The sequence below is a fragment of the Microbispora sp. H13382 genome (genome assembly GCF_014161445.1).
Classification (GTDB): domain Bacteria; phylum Actinomycetota; class Actinomycetes; order Streptosporangiales; family Streptosporangiaceae; genus Microbispora.
Genome location: NZ_JABBXA010000001.1, coordinates 788385 through 812907 on the forward strand (window position 1 = coordinate 788385; position 24523 = coordinate 812907).

The following is a 24523-nucleotide window of genomic DNA, read 5'->3' on the forward strand; positions in this document are numbered from 1 at the left end:
GCGCGCGCGGCTGCCGGGAGGATGCTTCAGCCCGGATCGAGGGGCCCCGGCACCGGGGGCCCGCAACCGAGGAGGATCGTTGTACGCACGGGGGCGGCTCGCCGGGGCCATCATGTCCATCACGTTGCTCGGCGGGCTGGGGGCCGCGGGCCTGCAGGGGACGGCGACCGCGTCCGAGCCCTCGCAGGACTACCTGGTCTTCTATACGGACGGCGGCCGGGCCGCCGCTCAGCGGGCGGTCGAGGCGGCCGGAGGCACGGTGCGGGCGCGGGACGACAAGCTCGGCTACCTCGTCGTGCGCGCGTCCGACCCCGTGAAGATCGGCGCCGACCCCTCCGTGGTCGGCGTCACGCTCGACCGTCCCGTCGGCAAGGCCGCGGACGCGCCCGCCTCCGCCGGCGCGCCGGCCGCTGTGACGCGCGTGGCGGACGTCAGGAAGGCGCCCGGCGGCGACCCGCTGTCGGACCGCCAGTGGGACATGAAGATGATCGGCGCCACGCCCACCGGCTCGTACTCCAAGGCCCGGGGCAGCCACAAGGTGCTCGTGGGCGTCATCGACACCGGAGTCGACGGCGCGCACCCCGACATCGCGCCGAACTTCAACCGGGCGCTCAGCCGCAACTTCGTGATCGACCAGCCCACCGACGAGAACGGCAAGAAGCTCGACGGCCCCTGCGAGCACAAGGGCTGCAAGGACCCGGCGGACGTCGACGACGACGGTCACGGCACCCACGTCGCGAGCACGATCGGCTCGCCGATCAACGGCCTCGGCGTCAGCGGGGTCGCCCCCGATGTCTCGCTGGTCAACCTCCGCGCCGGCACCGACTCGGGCTTCTTCTTCCTCAAGCCCACCATGGACGCCCTGGAGTACGCCGCCGACGTCGGCGTCGACGTGGTCAACATGAGCTTCTACGTCGACCCCTGGACGTTCAACTGCGCGAACAACCCGAGCGACACGCCCAGGGAGCGGCTGGAGCAGCGGGCGATCCTGGAGGGGATGCGCCGGGCGGTCAAGTACGCCCGGGCGCACGGCGTCACGCTGGTCACGGCCATCGGCAACTCCGGCGGCGACCTCGGCAAGCCGAAGGCGGACACCGCCAGCCCGGACTTCCCGCCGGGCGCGGAGAAGAAGCGGCCCGTCGACAACACCTGCCTCAACGTCCCCGCCGAGCTCGACGGCGTCATCTCGGTGTCCTCGGTCGGCCCCAGCGGGCGCAAGGCGGGGTATTCCGACTACGGCGTCGAGCAGACCGACATCGCCGCGCCGGGCGGCGACATGTTCGACGGCGGCACCGATCTCAAGGGCGCGACCCGGGAGATCCTGGCCGCCGCCCCCGAGCACGTCCTGCGGGCCAAGGGCCTCCTCTTCGCCGACGGCAAGCCGAAGACGTCCTCGGTGATCCGCGACTGCCAGGGCGGCAAATGCGCCTACTACCAGTACCTGGAGGGCACGTCCATGGCCGCGCCGCACGTCACCGGCGTGGCGGCACTGATCATCGGCCGGTTCGGCAAGCCGGGCAAGGGTGGGCTCCAGATGGACCCCGCGCAGGTGGAGCGCCTGCTGTACGCGACGGCGATCCCGAAGGGCTGCCCCTCGCCCCGGACCTACCGCTACGGCACGGGCGAGACCCAGGTCTGCGAGGGGCCCACGGCCAAGAACGGCTTCTTCGGCCACGGCCTGGTCGACGCCGCCCGGGCCGCCACCGTCTCGCCCTGAGCCCGTCGATCTGAGCCCGTCGATCTGAGTACGGGCCTGAGTAGCCCGCCGGATGCCCCCGCGGGCCATGGCGGCCTAGCCTCCTTCGCGGAGGAGGGCAGATCATGATCTACCGGCTCGTCTGGCAGGCCACGATGGTGGCGCATTTCCTCGTCATCGCCTACATCGCCCTGGGCGGCTTCCTCGCCTGGCGGCGGCCCCGGCTGATCTGGCCGCACCTCGGGCTGTGCGCCTGGGGGCTGGTGCAGCTCGCCGGGCTCGTGGAGTGCCCGCTGACCGCGCTGGAGAACTGGGGGCGGGCCAGGGCGGGGGAGCGCGGCCTGCTGCCCGGCGGCTTCATCGACACCTACATCGAGGGTGTCGTCTACCCGGAGGCGTACGTCACGCACGTGCGGCTGGCCGTGATCGCCGTCGTGCTCGCCTCCTGGGCCGGGCTCGCGGTCAGGATCCGCCGACGCCGCACACGTCCTGCGCGTACGACAGGAACGTCCGCTGCACCTGAGCGGGAGGCGTCGCGATGAGGTAGCGTCTCTCGCCGCCGCCCACGATCCCGTAGACGGGGAACAGGTAGGCCTTCTTGGCCTCGGCGAAGGCGTGCCAGTCGCAGCGCATCGGGGTGACCTCCACGGGGATCTCCAGCCGCGTGGCGTCCGCCGTGAGCACCGCCACAGGCCGGCGTTTCCCGGAGCGGGGAAACAGCGTGTAGTGCGTGGTGGCGCCGAGGTCGTCGATCGTGATCGGCTCCGATCCGCCCTTCCTGGTGACGACGAGGTCGCCGTGGAGGGCCCGGCCCGCCCGGGTCCACGCGTCCCCGAACGTCACGTCCACCGACCGGCGCAGGATGTACGCCCCGCACTCGGCCTTCACCAGGCCGTCCAGGGTGGGATCGGGGTGGCGGACCGGGAACTCCACCTTGCGCGGCGGTCCGTCGGCGACCTGGATGTGCGCGACCACCGTGGCGGGCCTGACCGGAGGGATCGTCGCCGGATCGCAGCGCGCCTCGCCGTACGGGATCCGCAGGTCCGTGCGCGGCGTCCTGCCGAGGGTGGTGTCCACGCGGGTCGGCGGGAGCGTCGCGAACGAGCCGGTGACCAGCTGGACGTCCCGGAAGCGCACCGGCGTGCCGGTGTCGTTGCGCACCGAGACTTCCAGCGCGTGGGACGCCTCGTCGCTGCGCCATTGGTTGAGCGATACCGAAACGCCCGTCGGCGGGGCCGTGGATTCGGTACCCTGGCCTCCGCACGCGGCCAGGGTGAACAGCGCCGTTATTACCCCCCAGGTCCGGGTACGTCCCATGGCTGCCAAGGCTAGGGCACGCGGATGATCGCGTGAAGTGTCTGAACATTAGGCGACGGCTGTGTGCGCCGTCACCGCAAGTGGTCTGTACCAATTAGGGTAGTGCTGTGAGTCGTCGAGCAAAGATCGTCTGTACCCTCGGGCCCGCCACCTCCTCGCCGGAGCGCCTACGCGAGCTCATCAAGGCGGGCATGAACGTCGCCCGCTTCAACCTCTCGCACGGCAGCCACGAGCTGCACAAGGAGGTGTTCGACCGGGTCAGGGCCGCCGCCGACGAGCTGGGCTGCGCCGTCGGCGTCCTCGCCGACCTACAGGGTCCCAAGATTCGTGTCGGCCGCTTCGCCTCCGGTCCCGTGCGGCTCGGCTACGGCGACGTCTTCACGATCACGACCGAGGACGTCCCCGGCGACCGGGACATCGTCTCCACCACGTACGAGGGCCTGCCGGGCGACGTCAAGCCGGGTGACACGATCCTCGTGGACGACGGCCGGCTGAACCTCGAGGTGACCGCGGTCGAGGGGCCCCGCGTCGTCACCCGCGTCGTCATCGGTGGCATGATCTCGGACAACAAGGGCCTCAACCTCCCCGGCGTCGCCGTCAGCGCCCCCGCGCTCACGGAGAAGGACGAGGAGGACCTGCGCTGGGCGCTGCGCACCGGCTTCGACATGATCGCCCTGTCGTTCGTCCGGTCGCCGGACGACGCCGCGCTCATCCACGCGATCATGGAGGAGGAGGGCGTCAGGCTCCCGCTCCTCGCCAAGATCGAGAAGCCGCAGGCCGTCGACTGTCTCGAGGAGATCGTCGACGCCTTCGACGGCGTGATGGTCGCCCGCGGCGACCTCGGCGTCGAGCTTCCGCTGGAGCAGGTGCCGATCGTCCAGCGCCGCATCATCGAGCTGTGCCGGGAGAAGGCCCACCCGGTCATCGTGGCCACCCAGATGCTCGACTCGATGATGAGCGCCCCCAGGCCCACCCGCGCCGAGGCGTCCGACGTCGCGTACGCGGTGATGGACGGCGCGGACGCGGTGATGCTGTCCGGCGAGACCTCGGTGGGCACCTACCCGATCGAGTCGGTCGCCACGATGGCCCGCATCGCGGTCGCCGCGGAGGGCACCTACCTGCAGGCCACCCACACCCTGGAGCGCCTGCCGGAGACGACCGGCGGCGCCATCGCCCGCGCCGCGGCCGAGGTCGGCGCGATCGTCAACGCCAAGGCCCTGGTCGCGTTCACGATGTCCGGCGAGACCGCCCGGCGTCTGGCCCGCTACCGCTCGCCGATCCCGCTGCTGGCGTTCACGTCCAACCCGCTGGTGCGCGGCCAGCTCGCGCTGACGTGGGGCGTGGAGACGTTCGAGGTGCCGTTCGTCCACCACACCGACGACATGGTCCGCCAGGTGGAGGCCTCGCTGCTGTCGCTCGGCGTCTGCGAGAAGGGCGACAAGATCGTCGTCGTGGCCGGCTCGCCGCCCGGCAACCACGGCTCCACCAACTCGCTGCGCGTCCACACCATCGGGTCGGCGGTCGCCCACCCGCGCTGAGGCGGCTCCGCCGGGCTGTGACACCCGGCGGCGGGCGAAAACCTCTTGAAGGCGCGGCGCCCTTCGACGGAGCATGGCAGGAGCGAGTCGTCCTGTCCTGTCAGACGCCGGAGGAGCGCTGCGCCCGTTGATGGACTCCCCTCAGGCACAGGCACCGGCACGGGCACAGGCACCGGGGCCCGGTGTCCGCCGGTCCTCGTGGGGCTCGTTGTGGCGGTTGCGGTCCTACCTGCGCCCGTACGTGCGCAGCCTGGTGGTGTCCTGGCTCGCGGCGCTGCTCGGGATCGCCGCCGGCACGGTGATCCCGCTCGTCGGCAAGGAGATCATCGACGGTCCCGTGGCCCACGGGGATCGCGGCGGGCTGGTCCCGCTCGGGCTGCTTGCCCTCGGCCTCGGCGTCGCCGAGGCGGTCCTCACGTTCGTCCGCCGATGGTCGCAGGCCGGGCCGGTCCTCGGCCTGGAGACCGCCATCCGCGACGACCTCTACCGGCACCTCCAGCGGCTGCCGATGAGCTTCCACGACCGGTGGCAGTCGGGCCAGCTCCTGTCCCGGGCGACGACCGACCTGTCCACGATCCGCCGGTTCCTCGGCTTCGGCGTGCTCTTCCTGATCATGAACATCCTGCAGCTCACCGCGGTCACCGTGGTGCTCCTGCGGATGTACTGGCCGCTCGGCCTGGTCGTCGCCGTCTCCGCCGTCCCGGTCGTGGCTTTGTCGCTGCGGTTCGAGCGGCGCTACATCGTCATCTCCCGGCAGGTGCAGGACCAGCAGGGCGACCTCGCCACGCTGGTCGAGGAGTCGGCCGTGGGAATCCGCACGGTCAAGGCGTTCGGTCGGCGCGGGCACGTCTTCGCGAACTTCGCCGCCGCCGCGCGCGAGATCCGCCGCACCTCGCTGTCGAAGGTGCGGCTGGCCTCGCGGTTCTTCACCTTCCTCGAGGTCGTGCCGAACGTCACGCTCGCCCTGGTCCTGCTGCTGGGCGCGATCGCGGTCGGCGCCGGAGCGCTGACGCTCGGCACGCTGGTCGCCTTCACCACGCTGGTCCTCCAGCTCGTCTGGCCGGTCGCCTCGCTCGGCTACATCCTCGCCATGGGCCAGGAGGCGATGACCTCGGCCGATCGGGTGGTCGAGGTGCTCGACACGGTGCCCGCGATCAGCGGCGGCCCGGCCGTCATCGAGCGCCCGCGCGGCCACGTGCGCTTCGAGGGCGCGGGGTTCCGCTTCCCTGGGGCCGACGGTCCGGTGCTGCGCGACGTGTGGCTGGAGGTGCGGCCGGGGGAGACGGTCGCCCTCGTGGGGGCCACCGGGTCGGGCAAGACGACGCTGACCGCGCTCGTGCCCCGGCTGCTCGACGTCACCGCCGGGCGCGTCACGATCGACGGGCACGACGTGCGGGACCTGTCGCTGGCCTCGCTGCGCTCGGTGGTCGCCACCGCGTTCGAGGAGCCCACGCTCTTCTCGATGAGCGTGCGCGAGAACGTGACGCTCGGCCACGGGCACGCCTCCGAGGAGGAGATCAGGCAGGCGCTGGAGATCGCGCAGGCGGCGTTCGCCTACGACCTGCCGTGGGGCCTCGACACCCGCATCGGAGAGCAGGGGATGTCGCTGTCGGGCGGCCAGCGGCAGCGGCTCGCGCTGGCCAGGGCCGTGCTCGGCAGGCCGCGCGTGCTCGTCCTCGACGACACCCTGTCGGCGCTCGACGTGGAGACCGAGGCGCTGGTCGAGGAGGCGCTGCGGCGGGTGCTCGCGGAGGCCACCGGCATCGTCGTGGCGCACCGCGCCTCGACCGTGCTGCTCGCCGACCGGGTGGCGCTGCTGCGCGACGGCACCGTCACCCACGTCGGCCGCCACGGCGACCTGCTGTCGGACGTGCCGGAGTATCGCGAACTGCTCGCCCAGGACGCCGACCTCGACCCCGAGGGATCCATCCGATGACCCGCGAAACGGGAAACACCGAGCGAGCGGGAAACACCGAGCGAGCGGGAAACACCGAGCGAGCGGGAAACACCGAGCGCCGCGACGAGCGAGCGGGAAACACAACCTGGCGGGGGGTGGCCGCGGAGGACCGTGACGAGATCTCCGAGCGCGTGTCCCTGCTGCTGCGCACCCGGTCGCGCCGGCTGCTCGGCGACCTGCTGCGCCCGCACCGCCGGGCGATCGCCGTGCTCACCGCGGTCATCGTGGTGTCCAACGCGGCCGGCCTGGCCCTGCCGTACCTGGTGAAGGCGGGCATCGACGACGGCATCCCGCCCATGCTGCGCGGTCAGGGCGCGGGCACGCTGCTCACGATCGTCGGCGCGGTGCTGGCCGCCGCGCTCACGCAGGCGTTCACCCGGCAGGCGTTCCTGCAGATGTCGGGCCGGATCGGCCAGGACATCCTGCTGGAGCTGCGCCGCCGGGTCTTCGACCACTTCCAGCGGCTGTCGCTGCCGTTCCACGAGAAGTACACCTCGGGGCGGGTCATCTCCCGGCTCACCTCCGACGTGGACGCCATCGCGGAGCTGCTCGAGTCCGGTTTCGACGGCCTGGTCACGGCCGTGCTCACGCTGTGCGGCACCGCCGTCATGCTGCTCGTCCTCGACGTGCGCCTCGGTCTGGTGGCGCTGCTGCCGCTGCCGGTCCTGCTGCTGTTCACCCGGTGGTTCCGCCGCCAGTCGAGCGTCGTCTACCGCCGTACGCGCGAGGCGGTCGCGCTGGTCATCGTCCACTTCGTGGAGTCGATGACGGGGATCCGCGCGGTGCAGGCGTTCCGCAGGGAGCCACGCAACCAGGAGATCTTCGAGCGGCTCAACGACGGCTACCGGGCCGCCAACACCCGCGGCATGCGCCTGGTCGCCGTGTTCATGCCCGGCATCAAACTGATCGGCAACGTCACGGTCGCCGCCGTCCTGCTGTACGGCGGCCTGCTCGCGATGCGAGGCACGGTCACGGTCGGCGTGCTCGCCGCGTTCCTTCTCTATCTGCGCCAGTTCTACGAGCCGATGCAGGAGATCAGCCAGTTCTACAACGCCCTGCAGTCCGCGGGGGCGGCGCTGGAGAAGCTGTCGGGAGTGCTGGAGGAGCGGCCGTCGGTGGCCGAACCGCGCCGCCCGGTGCCGCTGCCGCGCGCCGCCGGGGCGTTGCGTTTCGAGGGCGTCCGGTTCGCCTACGGCGACGGCCCGCCGGTGCTGCCGCTGCTCGACCTGGAGATCCCCGCCGGGCAGACCGTGGCCGTCGTCGGAACCACGGGCGCGGGCAAGACCACGCTGGCCAAGCTCATCGCCCGGTTCCACGATCCGGTCGCCGGGCGGGTGCTGCTCGACGGCGTCGACCTGCGTGACCTGGACGAGGACACCCTGCGCCGCCACGTGGTGATGGTCACCCAGGAGAACTACCTGTTCAGCGGGACGATCGCGGACAACGTGCGGTTCGGGCGGCCCGGCGCGCCGGACGCGGAGATCGAGCGGGCCGCCGAGGCAATCGGCGCCCACACGTTCGTCTCCGCGCTCCCCAGCCGGTACGAGACGCATGTCGGCAAGCGCGGCGGCCGCATGTCGGCGGGGCAGCGGCAGCTCGTCGCGTTCGCCCGGGCCTTCCTGGCCGACCCCGCGGTGCTGATCCTGGACGAGGCCACCTCCAGCCTCGACGTGCCGAGCGAGCGGCTCGTGCAGCGGGCGCTGCGGACGATCCTCGCCGACCGGACCGCGCTGATCATCGCCCACCGCCTGTCCACCGTGGAGATCGCCGACCGGGTGCTCGTCATGGAGCACGGCCGGATCGTGGAGGACGGCCCGCCCGACCGCCTCATCGCCGGCGCCGGCCGGTTCGCCCGCCTCCACCGCGCCTGGCTCGACAGCCTCGCCTGAGCTGCTCCCCGGGTCCCGGTCCACCCGGCCGGGCTGATCCCGGGGGAGTAGCGGCGGATGACTCCGTGAGTGGGACGCCGCCAGAGGTCCGGCCGTACGAGGATTGCCGGTCATGAGAACACCATTCAGGTACGTCCGCCGCGAGGTGGTCTGATGCCCGATTTCCACGCCTTCCTGACGCGGCTGCCGTACGAACTGGCCTTCGGCCACGAGGACCCGGCCACGATCGTGGACCGCTACCACACCCCTGACCTCGAATACCGCACCGACGGCAACATCCTCGACCGCCGGCGGCTGATCGACCACGCCGGTCCGGCCCGCAAGAACGCCCGCGAGCTGGACATCCAGGTCCATGAGACGCTGATCGACGACGACCGGGCCGCCGCCCGCTACACCATGACCGTCCGGACCAGGAAGGACAAGACCCTGCGGATCGAGGTCCACCTGTTCGCCCGGCTCGCCCCCGACGGGCGGGTTCGCCGCGTCGACTCGATCACCCGGACGGTGGAGCCGTGAACCTCGCTCTCATCGGCTTCACGGGCCGCATCGGCCGCCCCGCGCGACCGGGGCGCCGTCCGTGCGGCACGGTCACGCGGGGGAAGGGGGGAGGAGGAGTCGTTCCATGGCGGGGCGCAGGGGCGGGCCGATCTCCACCGGGCGGCGGGTGTGCCGGTCCACGAAGACGTGGGTGAAATCGCCCTCGGCGATCAGCGTGTCCCCGGTGAACAGGCCGAGCTCGTAGCGGACGCTGGAGCGGCCCAGATGGCCGATCCGCAGGCCCACGCTGATCACCTGGGGGAAGGACACCGAGGCCCGGTAGGAGCAGCGCGACTCCACACACAGGCCGATGGCCGGGCCCTCGTGGATGTCCAGCCCGCCCTCCTCGATGAGCCAGGTGTTGATCACGGTGTCCATCAGCGAGTAGTGCACGACGTTGTTGACGTGCCCGTAGACGTCGTTGTCCTTCCACCGCGTGGGCACGTCCCGCCAGTGCGGATATGCTCCCCGGTCCTTCACAGGCCCAGATCCCGGCCGACGATCTCACGCATGATCTCGTTGGACCCCGCCCAGATCCGGGTCACCCGGGCGTCCATCCATGCCCGCGCCACGCGGTACTCCCTCATGTAGCCGTAGCCGCCGTAGAGCTGCACGCAGGCGTCGATCACCTGGTTCTGCACATCGGCGGTCCACATCTTGGCCTTGGCCGCGTCGACCGCCGTCAGCTCGCCGTCCGCGTGGGCGGCCACGCACTGGTCGACGTACGCCCGGGTCACCTCGACCTTCGTCACGAGGTCGGCGAGGGTGAACTTGTTGTACTGGAAGCTGCCGATCGCCTGGCCGAACGCCTTGCGCTCCTTCACGTACGACAGTGTCTCGGCGAGCACGGCGGCGGCGTGCGAGATGTTGGTGACGGCGCTGCCGAGGCGTTCCTGAGGGAGGCGCTCCATCATCGCGACGAACCCCCGGTCCACCTCGCCGATCACGTTGGCGGCCGGCACCCGCACGCCCTCGAAGAACAGTTCGGCCGTGTCGGCCTCCGGCTGGCCGACCTTGTCCAGCTTGCGCCCCCGGTGGAAGCCGGGCATGCCCTCCTCGACCGCGAACAGCGTGATCCCCTTGGCCCGCTTCTCCGGGCTGGTCCGGGCCGCGACCACGACGAGGTCGGCCTGGTAGCCGTTGGTGATGAACGTCTTGGAGCCGTCGATGATCCAGTCGGAGCCGTCCCTGACGGCGGTGGTGCGCAGTGCCGCCAGGTCCGACCCGCCGCTCGGCTCGGTCATGCCGATCGCGGTGATCACCTCTCCCGAGCAGAACGGCGGCAGCCAGCGCTTCTTCTGCTCGTCCGTCGTCAGCTCCACCAGGTACGGCGCGACCACGTCGAAGTGGATGCCGAAACTGGACGCCAGAGCCATGCCCACCCCGGCCAGTTCCTCGGTGAGCACGGCGTTGAAGCGGTAGTCGCCCGCCGCCGCGCCGTCGTACTCCTCGGGGACCTCCAGGCCGAGGAGTCCCTGCCGGCCGGCCTCCCGCCACACCTCGCGGTCGATCAGCCGGCGCTCGATGAACTCCTCGGCCCTCGGGGCGACCGAGCGGATCACGAACTGCCGCACGGAGTCGCGGAAGGCCTCGTGGTCCTCGCCGTAGATGGTGCGTCGCATCGATTCTCCAGACGATTGTTCGGCATGGGGATACTAGCCAGTGCCCCACCGGTGCGGACGTGGCCCCTCGCGGGTCAGCCCACCGGCACCGGGTAGTCCTTCGCCAGCTCGGAGACCTCCGGCTCCCTGAAGACCACCGCGCCGCCGAGCGCCGCCTTGTCGGGCTTGAGCACGTACGACGAGCGGGAGGCGGGCTTGTCGAAGAACGTGAAGTCCATCGGCGTGCCGAAGTCGCCGCCGAAGCTCGACTGCGAGCGGTGGGCGTTCAGGACGCCGTCCCGGCTGAGGTCCTTGGCCTCGCACGCCTTCTTCATCGCCTCGTCCACGATCATCGCGGCGCTCCAGCCGCTGGCCACACCGCTGTCGAGCGTCTCGCCGGGGTACTTCGCCTGGTAGTCGGCCACCAGCTTCCGCATTCCCGGGTTCTTCACGCTGACCGGCGTCCCCGCCGTCACGTAGTAGAAGTCCTTGAGCAGGGCCGGCGCGGCCGGCGTGCCGAGCAGTTGCGGCGAGTACGCCGAGTTGCTGCCGACGAACGGCACGTCCATGCCCTTGGCGAGGGACACGCCGACCAGCGAGGCCGTCTGCCGGGGGCCCACCGAGACGAGCACGGCCTTCACCCCGGCCGCCTTGAACGCCGCCACCTGCGCGCTCATGTCCTGGTCGGTCGCCTTGATCTTCTGCTCGACGATCCGCAGGCCGAGCCTGTCCGCGGCGTACTTCGAGCCGTTCAGCGAGCTCTCGCCGTAGTCGCCCTCGAAGTACAGGTGCCCGATCTTGTCGCCGGACCTGACGCCCTTCTGCTTCGTGAGGAACTCGACCCCGTTGATCATGTCGATGTCGTACGTCGTGCCGGTCACCTGGATGGCCCGGCTGCCGAGCAACGTGGTCGCCCACGCCATCGGGATCGTGAGCAGCCTGTCGCCGTCGACGCGCTGCTTCAACGCGGTGATCATCGGGGATCCGATGAACTGCGCGATCGCCGCCGACCTGGGCGCGACCTCGGTGTAGGCCGCCACCGCCTTCTGCGTGTCGTAGCCGTGGTCGCGGACGACCAGCTCGTACTTGCGGCCGCAGACCCCGCCGCCGGCGTTGACCTGGTCGAAGTACAGCTGCTGCGCCTGCGTCTGGCTCTTGCCGAACGACGCGTACGGGCCGGTCAGGTCGGTGAGCGCGCTCACGGTGATCGTGGTGGCCGTGACGCCGGGGCCGGTCTTGACCCCGTCCCCGCTCACCGCCCCGGCGTCCGCGCCGCCGCCCGTCGCCTTGTCGCTGGCGCACCCCGCGGCCGAGGTCGCGACGGCCAGGGACAGCAGGGCTAACGCCGCGATGCCGGCGCGGGTGCCGATTTCGCCCATTTGAGCTCCTTGAGTCGAACGCGGCCGAGCCGCGTGGCGAGCCCGGCCAGACCACCGGGCAGGAACAGCACCACCGCGACGACGGCGGCGCCGTAGAGGATCCGCGCGGCCTCGGCGGGAGAGACCCCGCCGGAACCCGGCTCGGCCACCAGCGGCAGCGCGTCGCTGTAGCGGGTGAGCAGCTGGGGGAGCAGGGAGACGAACGCGGCCCCGGCGACCGCCCCGGCGACCGATCCCAGGCCGCCGATCACGATCATCGCGAGGTAGTCGAGCGACAGCAGCATGCCGAAGTAGTCCGGCACGACCTGCTGGAAGACCAGGGCGACCAGCACCCCGGCGAGCCCGCCGTACATGGACGACAGGACGAACACGCCCGCGCGGTACCGGGCGACCGGGACGCCCATGACCCCCGCGGCGATCTCGTGGTCCCTGATCGTGTTCATCGCCAGGCCGGGACGGCCGCGCAGCACACCCCGGGCGAACGCCGCCGCGCCCGCGAGCAGCGCGATCCCGAGGAACCACAGCCGTTCGAGCGACCCGAACGGCACGTTCAGCACCACCAGCTCCGGGGTGTCGGCGAAGACGAACCCGAACAGCTCCATCGGCGGCACCGGCCGTCCGTTGAAGCCGCCGGTCACCGGCTCGGCGTTGAACAGGACGTGCTGGCCGACGAAGATCAGGGCGAGCGTGGCGATGCCGAGGTAGGCGCCCTTGAGGCGGCCCGCGATCGGGCTGAACAGTCCGCCGCACACGCCCGCGACGGCCACCGCCGCCACGGCCGCGAGCGGTGCGGGCAGCCCCAGGTCCGACGACAGGTAGACGTAGGAGTACGCCCCGGCCGCGAGGAAGAAGGCATGTCCCAGGGACAGCTGCCCGGTCGCCCCGGTCAGCAGGTTGATCCCGATGGCGCCGATCGCCGCCGACATCGCGAACAGCCCCGCCTGCAGCCAGAACCCCTCCAGGTAGAACGGCACCGCCACGGCCGCCGCGAGCACCGTGAGCCACAGCGCGGCCCGGATAGGCCGCGCCGGGAGGCGCAGCACGGCGGGCCGGTACGCGGGCCGTGTGGGCGTAGCGGGGGTGGACGTCGCGGCTGTGGGTGTGGAGTCAGACACGGGCCGGCTCCTTCGTGCCGAACAGCCCGGAGGGCCGCAGCAGCAGGATCACGATCATCACGAGGAACGGCGCCGCGTCGCCGATGCCGCGGCCCAGGAAGGCGAGCTCGCTCTGGTAGCCGCTCATCAGCGTCTCGGTGACGCCCACGATCAGTCCTCCGGCCAGCGCCCCGGTGGTCGAGTCGAGCCCGCCAAGGATGGCCGCGGGGAAGGCCTTCATCGCCGCCGCGGCCGTGCCCCGGTCGAGACCCGGCGTCGGGAAGACGCACAGGAACATCGCCGCGACCGCGGCCAGCGCCCCGGCGACCGCCCACGCGCTGAGCGAGACCCGGCCGAGCCGCACGCCCATCAGCGCGGCGGTCTCGGCGTCCTCGGCCGTGGCACGCATCGCCACGCCCCAGCCGGTGAACTTGAAGGCGAGCAGGAACGCCACGATCAGCGCGGCGGCGACCGCGAGGGCCACGACGCGGGTCTCGGCGACCGTGATCGGGCCCAGACGCAGCACCCGGTCGCCCCAGGGGTCGCCCAGGGCGAGCACCTCGGTGCCGATCCGGCGGGTGAGCTCGGTCGTGAGCAGGATGTCCACGCCGATCGTGACGATGGCCAGCACGCCGCGCGAGCCGACGTGCGCCCGGCGCAGGATCAGGAACTCCACCAGCGCCCCGACCAGCGCCGCCGCCGCGATCCCCGCCGCCAGCGCCGCCCAGAACCCGACCAGCGGGTGCAGCCTGGCGATCACATAGCCACCGGCCAGCAGCAGCGACGCGTGCGTGAAGTTGACCACCTCGGTCGCCTTGAAGATCACCACGAAGCCGAGCGCGATCAGCGCGTACACGGCTCCGACCGAGATCCCGTTGACGAGCAGTTCCAGGAAGACCGCCATCACGCCTCCCCGCCCAAGCCGCCGGAGTCGAAGTCGCCGAGGTAGGCGCGGACGACCTCGGGGTCGCGCTGGACCTCCTCGGGCGGGCCGTCCGCGATCCGCCTGCCGAAGTCGAGCACGGTCACCGCGTCGGCGATCCGCATGACCATGCCCATGTCGTGCTCGACCAGCAGGACCGAGATGCCGAGGCTCTCGCGCACCGACCGGATGAGGGCGGCCATCTCCCGCCGCTCGCCGCCGTTCATCCCCGCGACCGGCTCGTCCAGCAGGAGCAGTCGCGGTTCCATGCACAGCGCCCGGGCCAGCTCCACCCGCTTCTGCACGCCGTACGGCAGCAGGCCCACCGGGACGGGCAGCGCCTCGCCGACGCCCGCGAACGCGGCGATCTCCTCGACCCGCGCGCCGTGCCGTACGGCCTCGCGCCTGGCCGAGGGCAGCCGCAGACCGGCCGAGACGAATCCCGCCCTGGTGAGGCGGTGCCGGCCGAGCATGAGGTTGTCGCGGACCGTGAGGTGCGGGGACAGGGCGATGTTCTGGAAGGTCCGGGCCACGCCCAGCGCCGCCACCCGGTGCGGGCGCAGCGAGGTCAGCTCGGCGCCGCCGAAGCGCACGCTGCCTGAGGTGACGCGGTAGACGCCCGACAGCACGTTGAAGCAGGTGGACTTGCCGGCGCCGTTCGGGCCGATCAGCGCGTGCACGCTGCCGGGGGCCACGGTGAAGCTGACCGCGTCGAGCGCGGTGAGCCCGGCGAAGCGGACCGTCACCTCGCTGACCACGAGGTGCGCCGGGCCGTCCCCGCCTGTCGTACCGACCGGTTGGTTTGCCGGGGGCGTGCGGAGGCGCCTCGCCGGGTGCGCCTGCGATTCGCCGCGGTGGCGGGTCATGCCGTCCATCTCGCCAGCCTGGTCCTCTCGTGCCTCTCGTGGCTCTGGTGGCCGTCGGCGGCGCCGGGGTCGGTACCGACCGGTCGGTCTGTATCGGGCGCGCCGACGCCGAGGTAGCGGCGGCGGACCTCGTCGCTGGCCGCCAGGTCCGCCGCCGGTCCCGACAGCGTCACCTCGCCCACCTCCAGCACGTACGCCCGCTCGGCCAGCGCGAGCGCCATCGCCGCGTTCTGCTCCACCAGCAGCACCGACGTGCCCTGGGCGTTGATCTGCCGCACGGTGTCGGCGATCCGGGCCGCCATCAACGGCGCCAGTCCGAGCGTGGGCTCGTCAAGCAGCAGCAGCGAGGGACCGGCCATGAGCGCCCGGCCGATCGCCAGCATCTGCTGCTCGCCGCCCGACAGCAGGCCCGCGCGCTGGTGCGCCCGCTCGGCCAGCACCGGGAACAGCTCCAGCACCCGCTCGCGGGCCGCCGCCGCGCGCCTGCCGGGCACGCCCAGCGCCCCGGCGCGCAGGTTCTCCGCCACGGTCATCCGCCCGAACACCCGCCGTCCCTCCGGCACCTGGACCACGCCGCGCCGCACGACGGCCGCCGCCTGCGCGCCGTCGAGGCGGGACCCGCCGAAGGAGACCGTGCCCGACGTGATCGCGCCCCGGTGGAACCGCAGCGTCCCCGACACCGCACGCAGCAGCGTCGTCTTGCCCGCGCCGTTCGCGCCGAGCACCGCGGCCACCGCGCCCCGGGGCACGGCCAGGTGGACGCCGCGCAGGGCGCGCACGGGGCCGTACCGCACCTCCAGGCCGACGACCTCGAGGCCCCGCTTCCCCGGGCCGCCGCTCGCCGGGCCCGCCTCACCAGACATCAGCGCCTCCTGTGACTTCGATGAAGGCACACCCAACCCAGCCTGGTCGAGGGCCGTCCAGCGCCGGGAGTCAAGTCGGGACCCCAGCCCATGCCCGCCGGTCGTGTCCTGTGCTCCAGCACAATCCCGCATCACGAAACGAGAACCGAACCTTGTTCCGGACGCTGCCGGCTGGCACATTCGGGGCATGAGGTCCAGGACGGACTCCGAGGTCCGGGAACTGCTGCGGACCTCCGCCGCAGGACTGCTGGAACGGCTCCCCCGGCTCGCCGACGAGCTGGTGAAGCGCGGCAGGGACAGCGACGAGGCCTACCGCATGACGGTCCCTTACGAGGACCACTGGAAGAGCACCCATGAAGGGCTGCGGGTCGGCATCACCGCGATCCTGCAGCCCCGGCACGAGCGGCGCGACGTCGCCTACGCCCAGACGGTCGGGCGCAGGCGGGCCGAGTTCGGGCTTCCGCTGGACTCGCTCATGCGCAGCTACCGCCTGGCCGCGCAGGTCACCTGGAACGGCGTGATCGACATCATCGGCGACCAGGGGCAGGAGCGGCTGCCCGCCCTGCTGCGCAGCGCCACCCATGTGTGGCACGCCATCGACCGTCAGGCCGTGGCGGCGGCCGACGCCTACCGCCGCCGGGAGAACGAGCTGCTCGGCCGGACCAACCAGCGCGTCAACGCCATGCTCGACGCCCTCCTGGAGGGCCGCGCCGACGCGGCGGTGGCCGGCGTGGCCGCCGGCGCCCTCGGCCTGCCGGAGCACGGCCGCTATGCGGTCGTCACAACGCGGCTGCCCGCGCAGCCCGACCGCGTGCACCGCCCCGACGAGATCGGCGGGCTGCGCTTCCTGTGGCGCATGCGCCCGGACCTGGAGATGGCGGTCGTGTACCTCGGCGACCGGGAGCTGGACGACCTGGTGGCCGCCATCACCCCGGTCGTCTGCGCGAGCGCCGGCGTCAGTCCGGTGGTGGAGAGCCTCGCCGACCTCGGCACGGCCCGCCGCCTGGCGGAGGTGGCGATGCGCACCTGCTCGGGAAGCGCGCCGGAGGTCGCGCGGCTTGACCGGCGGCTGCCCGCCGCCCTGGTGGTCTGCCAGCCGGAGCTGGCCGGGCACCTCGCGGGCGGCGTCCTCGGCCCGATCATCGCCTCACCCGACGGCGGCGTGCTGCTGGCGACGCTTGAGGCGTGGCTGCGCTGCGAGGGGTCCGCGGCCCGGGCGGCGGCCGAGCTCTACTGTCACCGCAACACCGTCTTCAACCGGGTGCGCCGCATCGAGCAGCTCAGCGGCCGGTCGCTGGCCCGGCCGCTGGACGTGGTCGAGCTCTCCCTCGCCCTCGACGCCGTCCGTCTCCTCCCCGGCACCTGAGTCCGTTCGGACGAGGAGACGGAGAGCCCGACGGCGAGTCGTGGAATCGTCACACGTCGCCGGCCGTTGCAGTCGCCGCTGACGGTTTCCGGGCGAACGCGAGGAGTGAAAGTGCCCCGGGTGGGACTCGAACCCACACTGTACGGGTTTTGAATCCGCTCCCTCATGCCAATTGGGGTACCGGGGCTTCAATCCGGACATTATGTGACTTGTCCGAACCCGTCGCGCAGAAGCCTACCAAACGGATGATCATTCACGAGGCCCCTGGCGTGGTTCTAATGTAGCGGACGTCGGTAACCTCTTGTGCGTGAGTACGCAGCGGCGAGTGGTGATCGCGGAAGACGAGGCACTGATCCGCCTCGACCTGAAGGAGATGCTCGAAGAGGACGGTTACGCCGTGGTCGGCGAGGCCGGCGACGGTGAGACGGCGGTCAAGCTCGCCATGGAGCTCCGCCCCGATCTGGTGATCCTCGACGTCAAGATGCCCGTGCTCGACGGGATCTCGGCGGCCGAGCGCATCGTCTCCGAACGGATCGCGCCGTGCCTCATCCTCACCGCGTTCTCCCAGCGCGACCTGGTCGAACGCGCAAGGGACGCGGGCGCGATGGCCTACCTGGTCAAGCCGTTCACCAAGGGCGACCTGGTTCCGGCGATCGAGATGGCGGTCAGCAGGCACGAGGAGATCGCCGCGCTGGAGAAGGAGGTCTCCACGCTGTCGGAGCGGCTGGAGACCAGGAAGCTCGTGGAGCGGGCGAAGGGCCTGCTCATGGCCCAGCACGGGTGGACCGAGCCCCAGGCCTTCCGGTGGATCCAGAAGGCGTCCATGGACCGGCGTATGAGCATGCGCCAGGTCGCGCAGGTCGTGGTGAACGAGAGCGGCGGCGAGGCCCAGCCGCCCGCCTGAGCGTCCTCTTCTGGACCCGGAGGAGAAGACTCCTGGTCAGGGGCCGTCCCGCTAAGTTGAGGAGTTATTACGACTCCGCATCCAAGTGCGGACAGTTCTGATGCATCCCTGGTCGGGCCGTGCCCGGCCTATGTACCTTTCAGCCATTCGATCGGGACCAGTCGGCAGCGCTGACGATTCCCGGGCCTGGATGAAGGAGATGCTTCATGATCCGCATTGCCCCCCTCGGGCGGGCGCTGGCCGTCGCCGCGGCCGCCAGCCTCGCGCTGACGGCCTGTGGCGGTGGCGAGGACAGCGCCGCGCCGGCTTCCTCGGCACCGGCGGCACAGTCGTCCTCCGCGCCCGCCGCCGCCACGGCGCAGGGCGACGGCGTTCTCACCGTCGGCACGCTGTTGCCGCAGACCGGTTCCCTCGCCTTCCTCGGTCCGCCGGAGTTCGCGGGTGTCGGGCTGGCGGTGAAGGAGATCAACGACGCCGGCGGTGTCCTCGGCAAGCCGGTGGTCCAGATCGACACCGACTCGGGTGACACGTCGACCAACATTGCGTCCCAGTCTGTCGACAAGTTGCTGCAGCAGAAGGCCGATGTGGTCGTGGGCGCCGCCTCGTCCTCGGTGTCGCTGTCGGTCATCGACAAGATCACCGGTGCGGGCGTCGTGCAGATCTCGCCGGCGAACACCTCCGACCAGTTCACCACCTACAACGACAAGGGCCTGTACTTCCGTACGGCTCCGCCGGACGTGCTGCAGGGCCGCGTCCTCGGCGACCTGATCCTCGCCGACGGCAACGACACGGTCGGCATCCTGGCCCTCCAGGACGCGTACGGCACGGGCCTCGCGGACAACGTCCAGAAGGCGGTCGAGGGCGGCGGCGGCCAGGTCGTGGAGAAGGTCATCTACGACCCGAAGGCGGCCGACTACTCGGCGGACGTCGCCAAGATCAAGGAAGCCAATCCGAAGGCCATCGCGCTGATCGGCTTCGACGAGACCAAGAAGATCATTCCTGAGCTCGTCAAGCAGGGCCTGACCGCCAAGAAGGTCAAGTACTACTTCGTCGACGGCAACCTGTCCAACTACGGCACGGGCAAGGACGGCTTCCCCAAGGGCACGCTCGACGGCGCGAAGGGCACCCAGCCGGGCGCCCAGGTCTCCGACGACTTCAAGGCCAAGCTGATGACGATCGACCCGAACCTCAAGGACTTCAACTACGGCCCCGAGTCGTACGACGCCACGATCCTCAGCGCGCTCGCGGCCGTCGCGGCCAAGAGCGACGCGCCGGCGGACATCGCGGCCAAGCTCCAGGAGGTCTCCAGCGGCGGCGAGAAGTGCAAGGACTTCAAGTCCTGCAACGACCTGCTGTCGGCCGGCAAGGACATCGACTTCGACGGCGCGTCCGGTCCGATCGAGTTCAACGAGGCCGGTGACCCGGCCGAGGCGACGATCGGCATCTACGAGTACGGCGCCGACAACACCAACAAGAACGTCGCCTTCAACACCGGCAAGATCGCCGGCTGATCCACAGCACGGCTGATCCACAGCACGAGGGGGCCCGCTCGGTGGAGCGGGCCCCTGTCGCGTTCTCGCGGCCGATCCGTTCCGCGTGACACCCCGTGCCCGGGTCAGGAACGGCCGCAGGCGGCCAGGACCGCGGCGGACGCCGCGCGATACCGGCGCAACAGGCCCGGACGCCGGGAAGCGGCCGTGCCGGCCCGGGACAGGGTCCGCGCGACGCCGTCGACGGCCGCGACGGCGTCCTTGGCCGGCGCCGGCAGACGGGGGCCGTACATCTCCAGCGTGCCGCGCAGGTAACCGAACCGGCCGCGTACGTCGCCGTCCCAGTGCTGGGCCTCCTCCTGCCCCGGCGGCAGCAGCGACAGCCCCAGGTAGCCGATGGCGGACACCACGCGGGCGCAGGGATCGTCCCCGGCCTTCGCACCGGTGACGTAGATCGCGCCGGTGGCGGCCGGCGAGGCGGCGGGGGAGTCTGGGGAGGCGGGGGAGGTCCGCGGCCCGGAGGACGGCGCCTGGCAGGCGGACAGGCCCGCCGCCAGCGCCGCGACGACCAGTGCCGCCCGGAGGGGGGTTCGGGTCATACGGCTCATTGTGGCCCCGGCGGTCGCCGATCAGGTGCGGATGAGGTCACAGACGTACGACGAGGGCCCCGGCGCGGGTGCGCCGGGGCCCTCGGAGGAAGGCTCAGGCCCGGGCGAGGGTGCCCAGGTAGAGCTGGATGACCTTGGGGTCGTTGATCAGGTCGCTACCGCTGGCCATGTAGGCGTTGCGGCCCTGGTCGAGCACGTAGCCCCGGTGACAGATCTGCAGGCAGCGGCGCGCGTTCTGCTCGACCATGATGACGGTCACGCCGGCCTTGTTGATCTGCTGGGCCTGGATGAAGACCAGGTCCTGCAGCTTGGGCGACAGGCCCGCGGACGGCTCGTCCAGGAGCAGGACCGACGGCTCGGTCATGAGCGCGCGGCCCATGGCGACCATCTGCCGCTCACCGCCGGACAGCGAACCGGCGCGCTGCTTGCGGCGCTCGCGGAGCGCGGGGAAGATCTCGCAGACGAACTCGAACCGCTCCTTGAACTTTCCGGGCACCTGGTAGGCGCCCATCTCGAGGTTCTCCTCGATGGTGAGGCTGGGGAAGACGTTGTTCGTCTGCGGGACGTAGCCGACCCCGCGGGCCACCAGCGAGTGGGCCTTGAGGCTGGTGATGTCCTCGCCGTTCAGGATGACCGAGCCGCTGCGCACCGGCACGAGCCCGAACAGGGTCTTCAGCAGGGTCGACTTCCCGGCGCCGTTCGGGCCGATGATGCCGATCAGCTCGCCCTTCTTCACGTACAGGTCGGCGCCGTTGAGGATGTTGACCCCGGGGATGTAGCCGGCGTACAGCTCGTCGGCCCGCAGGAGCGCCTTCTCGGCGCCGGCGAGATGGTCGGAGCGGTCGACGACGGCCGCCTGTGAGACCTGCTCTTCGGGGTTGTCCGGCGTGGGGGCGCGGTCCGGCTCCGCGGCGTCCTCCGGGGTGGGGACGCGGTCCGGCTCGGCGCCGTTGTCCGGCGTGGGGGCGGTCATGCCTTCTCCTCGATCCCGGCCTCCAGCTCGGCCTCGGCCTCCTGCAGCTGCTCCTCGAACTCCTCGGCGGACATCGGCGCGTCGTGGTGGGCGCCCAGGTAGGCGTCGATGACGCGCGAGTCCGACATGATGGTGTCCGGCGGGCCCTCCGCGATGACGGCGCCCTGGGCCATCACGACCACCCAGTCGCTGATGTCGCGGACCATGTCCATGTCGTGCTCCACGAAGAGCACCGTCATGCCCTCCTCGCGCAGGTCCTTCACGTGCCCGAGGAGCGACTGGGTCAGGGCCGGGTTCACGCCCGCCATGGGCTCGTCCAGCATGACCAGCTCGGGGCCGACCATCAGGGCCCGCGCCATCTCCAGCAGCTTGCGCTGGCCGCCGGACAGCGAGCCGGCGAAGTCGTCGCGTTTGGCGTCGAGCTTGAAGCGCTCGAGGAGCTCCTCGGCGCGTTCGGTGATCTCGTCCTCCTGACCGCGCCAGCTGCCCGGGATGAGCGCGCGGAAGAAGTTCTCGCCGCGCTGGTTCTGCGCGCCGAGCCGCATGTTCTCCATGACGGTGAGCTTCGACAGGGCCTTGGTGAGCTGGAACGTGCGGACCATGCCCGCACGGGCCACCCGGTGGGCGGGCACGCCCTTCAGCTGCTTGCCGTTGAAGGTCCAGGACCCCTCGTCGGCGCTGTCGAAGCCGGTGAGCTGGTTGAAGAACGTCGTCTTGCCGGCGCCGTTCGGGCCGATGAGCGCGGTGATCGACCCGCGCTGGATCTCCACGTGGTCGACGTTGACGGCGGTGAGGCCGCCGAACCGGCGCACGACCTTGTCGACGACGAGGATCGGGTCGGGCTTGGGAACGCCGGGCTCGCGGTCGAGGCCCGCGAAGGCGGCCAGCGCCGCCGCCTTCCTGGACGGGGTGGTGTCAGCGTGCATCGAGCGCGATCTCCCTCTTGTCGCCGAAGATGCCCTGAGGCCGGAAGATGAGCAGGAGCATCAGGCCGAGACCGACCAGCATGAAGCGGACCGCGCCGATGTTGTTCACGGTGAACAACGAGGGGAGCAGGCCGGCGGAGACGGCCTCGCTGAGCGTGTTCCCGACGAAGACCAGCAGCACCCAGAAGATCGCGGCGCCGACGACGGGGCTGAAGACGCGGGCCGCGCCGCCGAGGATCACGATCGTGTACGCGTAGAAGGTGAACTCCGTGCTGAACAGGTCGGGCTGCACCGACGCCTGCCCGAGCGCGAACAGGAAGCCGCCGAGGCAGCCGACCACGCCGCCGAGCACGAGGGCCTGCATCTTGTAGGAGAAGACGTTCTTGCCGAGGCTGCGCACGGCGTCCTCGTCCTCGCGGATGGCCTTGAGCACGCGGCCCCAGGGGCTCTTCATGAGCAGGTAGACCAGTCCGCAGGCGATCGCGATGAGCACCCAGCCGACGGTCAGCACCCACGTCACCCGCTCGTTGAAGCTGATCGGGCCTATGCCGTACGTGCCGGGGGAGTAGGGGTTCATCGCGAAGAAGTCGCCGGAGAAGTTCTGCCGGCCGTCCGAGCCGCCGAAGACGCTGCTGAACTTGACCGACCTGAAGACGAGCCGGACGATCTCGGCCGCCGCGATGGTGACGATGGCGAGGTAGTCGGCGCGCAGCCGCAGGGTGGGGATGCCGAGCAGGAAGGCCAGCACGACGGTGGCCGCCAGGCCGATCACGATGCCGAGCCAGAACGGCAGGTGGAAGGTGGCCACGGTGACGGCCATGCCGTACGCGGCGACGCCGAGGAAGGCCGCCTGGCCGAAGTTGAGCAGCCCGGCGTAGCCGAACTGGATGTTGATGCCGATCGCGGCGAGCGCGTAGACGACGGTCTCCAGGCCGATCGAGGCCTTGACCGTGGTGATGAGGATTGTGGTCCAGTCCACGTGTGGTCTCCGATCAGCCGATGCGCTCGCGCCGGCCGAGGATGCCCTGCGGCCGGAAGAGCATGACGAGGATGAGCACCAGCAGCGCGCCGACCGTCTTCAGCTCGGTCGGCACCACGACCGTGGACAGCTGGATGAACAGGCCGACGACGATGGAGCCGACCAGGGCGCCGAACGCGGTGCCGAGGCCGCCGAGGGTGACGCCCGCGAAGACCAGCAGCAGGACCTGGAAGCCCATCTGGTAGCTGACGTTCTGCGCGAGGCCGAGCATGACGCCCGCGAGCGCGGCGACGGCGCCGCCGACGGTCCAGATGATCCGGATGACGCCGTCGACGTTGATACCCGAGGAGGCCGCCAGGGCGGGATTGTCGGCGACAGCCCGGGCCGCCTTGCCGACGCGGGTCTTGAGCAGCGCGACCCCGACGACGACGAGCACGGCGAGTTCGATGCCCATCGCGATGAAGTTCTTCGGCGCGGCGGAGATCGGGCCGACCTGGATGCCGGGCTGGGCGTTGTATTCGGCGTACGGGGCGCCCTCGCCGCCGAAGAAGAAGAGGAAGACGTAGCGCAGGAACAGGGCCAGGCCGATCGAGATGATCATCATGGCGACCAGGCTGCTGCCGCGCTTGCGCAGGCGCCCCCAGAAGAACCGGTCCTGGCCGTACCCGAAGACCCCGCCGATCGCGACCGAGATCACCGCGGCCCAGATGAGCGGGAGTCCCACGACCACGTTGAAGAAGTAGGCGCACATCGCGCCGAACGTGAGCAACTCGCCGTGGGCGAAGTTGGTGAGCCCGGTGGTGCCGAAGACCAGCGAGAGGCCCATGGCCGCGAGGGCGATGATGAGTCCGAGGTTGAAGCCCTCGAAGGTGAGCTGGGCGACCCGGTCCCAGAAGGAGGAGGAGTCCGAGGACGCCGCGGCGGCCCCGTCCTGCTGACCGGCAGGGGCGAGGGCGAACAGGACGTTGCGCTCGCTTCCGTCGTAGACCTGGACGTTCAGGGTGGCCCGGTCCTTGAACTTCAGCGCGACTCCCGGGGGGAGCGTCGACTGGTCAAGTGTGACCTTGTATGTGCCCGCCTTGGGGACCGGCATCTCCCACTTGCCGTCGGCACCCGTGGTGGCGTCGCCGACGGGTTTGCCGTCTTCGCCCGCCACGCTGATCTTGACGCCGTTCACCGGCTGGCCTTGGTTTTGGAGTGTGCCCTTCAGGGCCTCCCCGTCCGCCCAGGCGGGGGAGGAGAGGAGAAAGACGAGTCCACCCAGGAAGGCCGTGAACGCGATCACGGCTCTGCGCAATGGTGCTCCCTCTGTTCAGGTCATGGCGGGGTCGTGCCCCCACTGCGGACGCGCAACATCGGTCAGGTTGCTGCGATGTTGTGGCCGGAGCATAAGCCTGAGACGCCCGTTTCCGGGTCGTTCGTCACCAATTGGTGACCATGGTGTGTCACTGACGTGAGAAAGGGTTCGCAGGTCAGGGCATGTAAGGAGTCAACTGGGGATCGGTGCTGAGATTTGGTGCCGAGAAGGCATGAGCCCGTGGGAGGACCTTTGGGACCGTACACAGCTTCCCCGGCTCCGCACGTTGTCTACTCGGTCTCCCACGGGCTCTGGAGCCAC

General features: G+C 71.0%; 22 protein-coding genes and 1 tRNA gene. 9 read left to right on the forward strand and 14 right to left on the reverse strand.

Annotated features, from left to right (window positions below; all coding sequences use genetic code 11):
- The first annotated feature begins 79 nt into the window (after positions 1-79).
- On the forward strand, positions 80-1717 hold the full coding sequence (locus HHX41_RS03540) for a S8 family serine peptidase (protein ID WP_259400568.1): 1638 nt from the start codon (positions 80-82) through the stop codon (positions 1715-1717).
- Between the two features lie 104 nt (positions 1718-1821).
- Complete coding sequence (locus tag HHX41_RS03545; protein WP_182904745.1) at positions 1822-2238, forward strand: DUF2784 domain-containing protein; 417 nt, start codon at positions 1822-1824, stop codon at positions 2236-2238.
- Here HHX41_RS03545 and HHX41_RS03550 read toward each other — a convergent pair.
- Positions 2159-3013, reverse strand: a complete 855-nt coding sequence (locus tag HHX41_RS03550) for a hypothetical protein (protein WP_182904746.1) — start codon at positions 3011-3013, stop codon at positions 2159-2161. The two genes, HHX41_RS03545 and HHX41_RS03550, sit on opposite strands and share 80 nt — an antisense overlap.
- Before the next feature lie 107 nt (positions 3014-3120).
- Between HHX41_RS03550 and pyk the strand changes: the two genes are divergently transcribed.
- From pyk to HHX41_RS03570, 4 genes are all read left to right on the forward strand, one after another.
- Positions 3121-4551, forward strand: coding sequence for a pyruvate kinase (gene pyk, locus HHX41_RS03555; RefSeq protein ID WP_169978328.1), 1431 nt, complete (start codon positions 3121-3123; stop codon positions 4549-4551).
- 130 nt (positions 4552-4681) lie between these two features.
- Positions 4682-6487 carry an ABC transporter ATP-binding protein gene (locus HHX41_RS03560; protein ID WP_182904747.1) on the forward strand — a complete coding sequence of 602 codons (1806 nt, stop codon included), beginning with the start codon at positions 4682-4684 and terminating at the stop codon, positions 6485-6487.
- Positions 6484-8397: an ABC transporter ATP-binding protein gene (locus tag HHX41_RS03565; RefSeq protein WP_182904748.1), complete on the forward strand. Its 1914-nt coding sequence runs from the start codon at positions 6484-6486 to the stop codon at positions 8395-8397. The genes HHX41_RS03560 and HHX41_RS03565 overlap by 4 nt, the downstream gene beginning before the upstream one ends.
- A gap of 153 nt (positions 8398-8550) precedes the next feature.
- Positions 8551-8913: a nuclear transport factor 2 family protein gene (locus HHX41_RS03570; protein WP_182904749.1), complete on the forward strand. Its 363-nt coding sequence runs from the start codon at positions 8551-8553 to the stop codon at positions 8911-8913.
- 72 nt (positions 8914-8985) lie between these two features.
- Here the strand turns inward: HHX41_RS03570 and HHX41_RS03575 are convergent, their stop codons facing one another.
- The 7 genes from HHX41_RS03575 to HHX41_RS03605 form a co-directional block, all read right to left on the reverse strand.
- Entirely contained in the window at positions 8986-9414 is a 429-nt protein-coding gene (locus tag HHX41_RS03575; RefSeq protein ID WP_169978320.1) for a thioesterase family protein, read from the reverse strand.
- Entirely contained in the window at positions 9411-10556 is a 1146-nt protein-coding gene (locus HHX41_RS03580; protein WP_182904750.1) for an acyl-CoA dehydrogenase family protein, read from the reverse strand. Before HHX41_RS03580 ends, HHX41_RS03575 begins: the two co-directional genes overlap by 4 nt.
- A gap of 74 nt (positions 10557-10630) precedes the next feature.
- Positions 10631-11914: an ABC transporter substrate-binding protein gene (locus HHX41_RS03585; protein WP_182904751.1), complete on the reverse strand. Its 1284-nt coding sequence runs from the start codon at positions 11912-11914 to the stop codon at positions 10631-10633.
- Positions 11875-12957 carry a branched-chain amino acid ABC transporter permease gene (locus HHX41_RS03590; RefSeq protein WP_396793972.1) on the reverse strand — a complete coding sequence of 361 codons (1083 nt, stop codon included), beginning with the start codon at positions 12955-12957 and terminating at the stop codon, positions 11875-11877. The genes HHX41_RS03585 and HHX41_RS03590 overlap by 40 nt, the downstream gene beginning before the upstream one ends.
- 64 nt (positions 12958-13021) lie before the next feature.
- Positions 13022-13912 carry a branched-chain amino acid ABC transporter permease gene (locus HHX41_RS03595; protein WP_169978312.1) on the reverse strand — a complete coding sequence of 297 codons (891 nt, stop codon included), beginning with the start codon at positions 13910-13912 and terminating at the stop codon, positions 13022-13024.
- Positions 13912-14805 carry an ABC transporter ATP-binding protein gene (locus tag HHX41_RS03600; protein ID WP_259400569.1) on the reverse strand — a complete coding sequence of 298 codons (894 nt, stop codon included), beginning with the start codon at positions 14803-14805 and terminating at the stop codon, positions 13912-13914. Before HHX41_RS03600 ends, HHX41_RS03595 begins: the two co-directional genes overlap by 1 nt.
- On the reverse strand, positions 14793-15659 hold the full coding sequence (locus HHX41_RS03605; protein ID WP_182904753.1) for an ABC transporter ATP-binding protein: 867 nt from the start codon (positions 15657-15659) through the stop codon (positions 14793-14795). Before HHX41_RS03605 ends, HHX41_RS03600 begins: the two co-directional genes overlap by 13 nt.
- Before the next feature lie 187 nt (positions 15660-15846).
- Here HHX41_RS03605 and HHX41_RS03610 point away from each other — a divergent pair, with 187 nt between their 5' ends.
- Entirely contained in the window at positions 15847-17025 is a 1179-nt protein-coding gene (locus tag HHX41_RS03610) for a CdaR family transcriptional regulator (RefSeq protein WP_182904754.1), read from the forward strand.
- Between the two features lie 112 nt (positions 17026-17137).
- Here the strand turns inward: HHX41_RS03610 and HHX41_RS03615 are convergent.
- Positions 17138-17212 (reverse strand) — tRNA-Leu (locus HHX41_RS03615).
- A 120-nt stretch (positions 17213-17332) separates the two neighbouring features.
- Here HHX41_RS03615 and HHX41_RS03620 point away from each other — a divergent pair.
- Together HHX41_RS03620 and HHX41_RS03625 are read left to right on the forward strand one after the other, a co-directional pair.
- On the forward strand, positions 17333-17929 hold the full coding sequence (locus HHX41_RS03620; protein ID WP_310741750.1) for a response regulator: 597 nt from the start codon (positions 17333-17335) through the stop codon (positions 17927-17929).
- 206 nt (positions 17930-18135) lie between these two features.
- Positions 18136-19440 (forward strand): ABC transporter substrate-binding protein, encoded by a 1305-nt coding sequence (locus tag HHX41_RS03625; protein WP_169978304.1) that lies wholly within the window; start codon positions 18136-18138, stop codon positions 19438-19440.
- A gap of 104 nt (positions 19441-19544) precedes the next feature.
- On the opposite strand, the gene HHX41_RS03630 is transcribed toward HHX41_RS03625, so the two are convergent.
- The 5 genes from HHX41_RS03630 to HHX41_RS03650 form a co-directional block, all read right to left on the reverse strand.
- Positions 19545-20018: a hypothetical protein gene (locus tag HHX41_RS03630; protein ID WP_182904755.1), complete on the reverse strand. Its 474-nt coding sequence runs from the start codon at positions 20016-20018 to the stop codon at positions 19545-19547.
- 103 nt (positions 20019-20121) lie between these two features.
- A complete protein-coding gene (locus HHX41_RS03635) occupies positions 20122-21000 on the reverse strand; it encodes an ABC transporter ATP-binding protein (protein WP_182904756.1) in 879 nt (292 codons plus the stop codon).
- On the reverse strand, positions 20997-21926 hold the full coding sequence (locus HHX41_RS03640; RefSeq protein ID WP_182904757.1) for an ABC transporter ATP-binding protein: 930 nt from the start codon (positions 21924-21926) through the stop codon (positions 20997-20999). The genes HHX41_RS03635 and HHX41_RS03640 overlap by 4 nt, the downstream gene beginning before the upstream one ends.
- Positions 21916-22905, reverse strand: coding sequence for a branched-chain amino acid ABC transporter permease (locus HHX41_RS03645; protein ID WP_169978296.1), 990 nt, complete (start codon positions 22903-22905; stop codon positions 21916-21918). The genes HHX41_RS03640 and HHX41_RS03645 overlap by 11 nt, the downstream gene beginning before the upstream one ends.
- Positions 22906-22918: 13 nt before the next feature.
- Positions 22919-24202, reverse strand: a complete 1284-nt coding sequence (locus HHX41_RS03650) for a branched-chain amino acid ABC transporter permease (protein WP_259400570.1) — start codon at positions 24200-24202, stop codon at positions 22919-22921.
- Between the last annotated feature and the right edge of the window lie 321 nt (positions 24203-24523).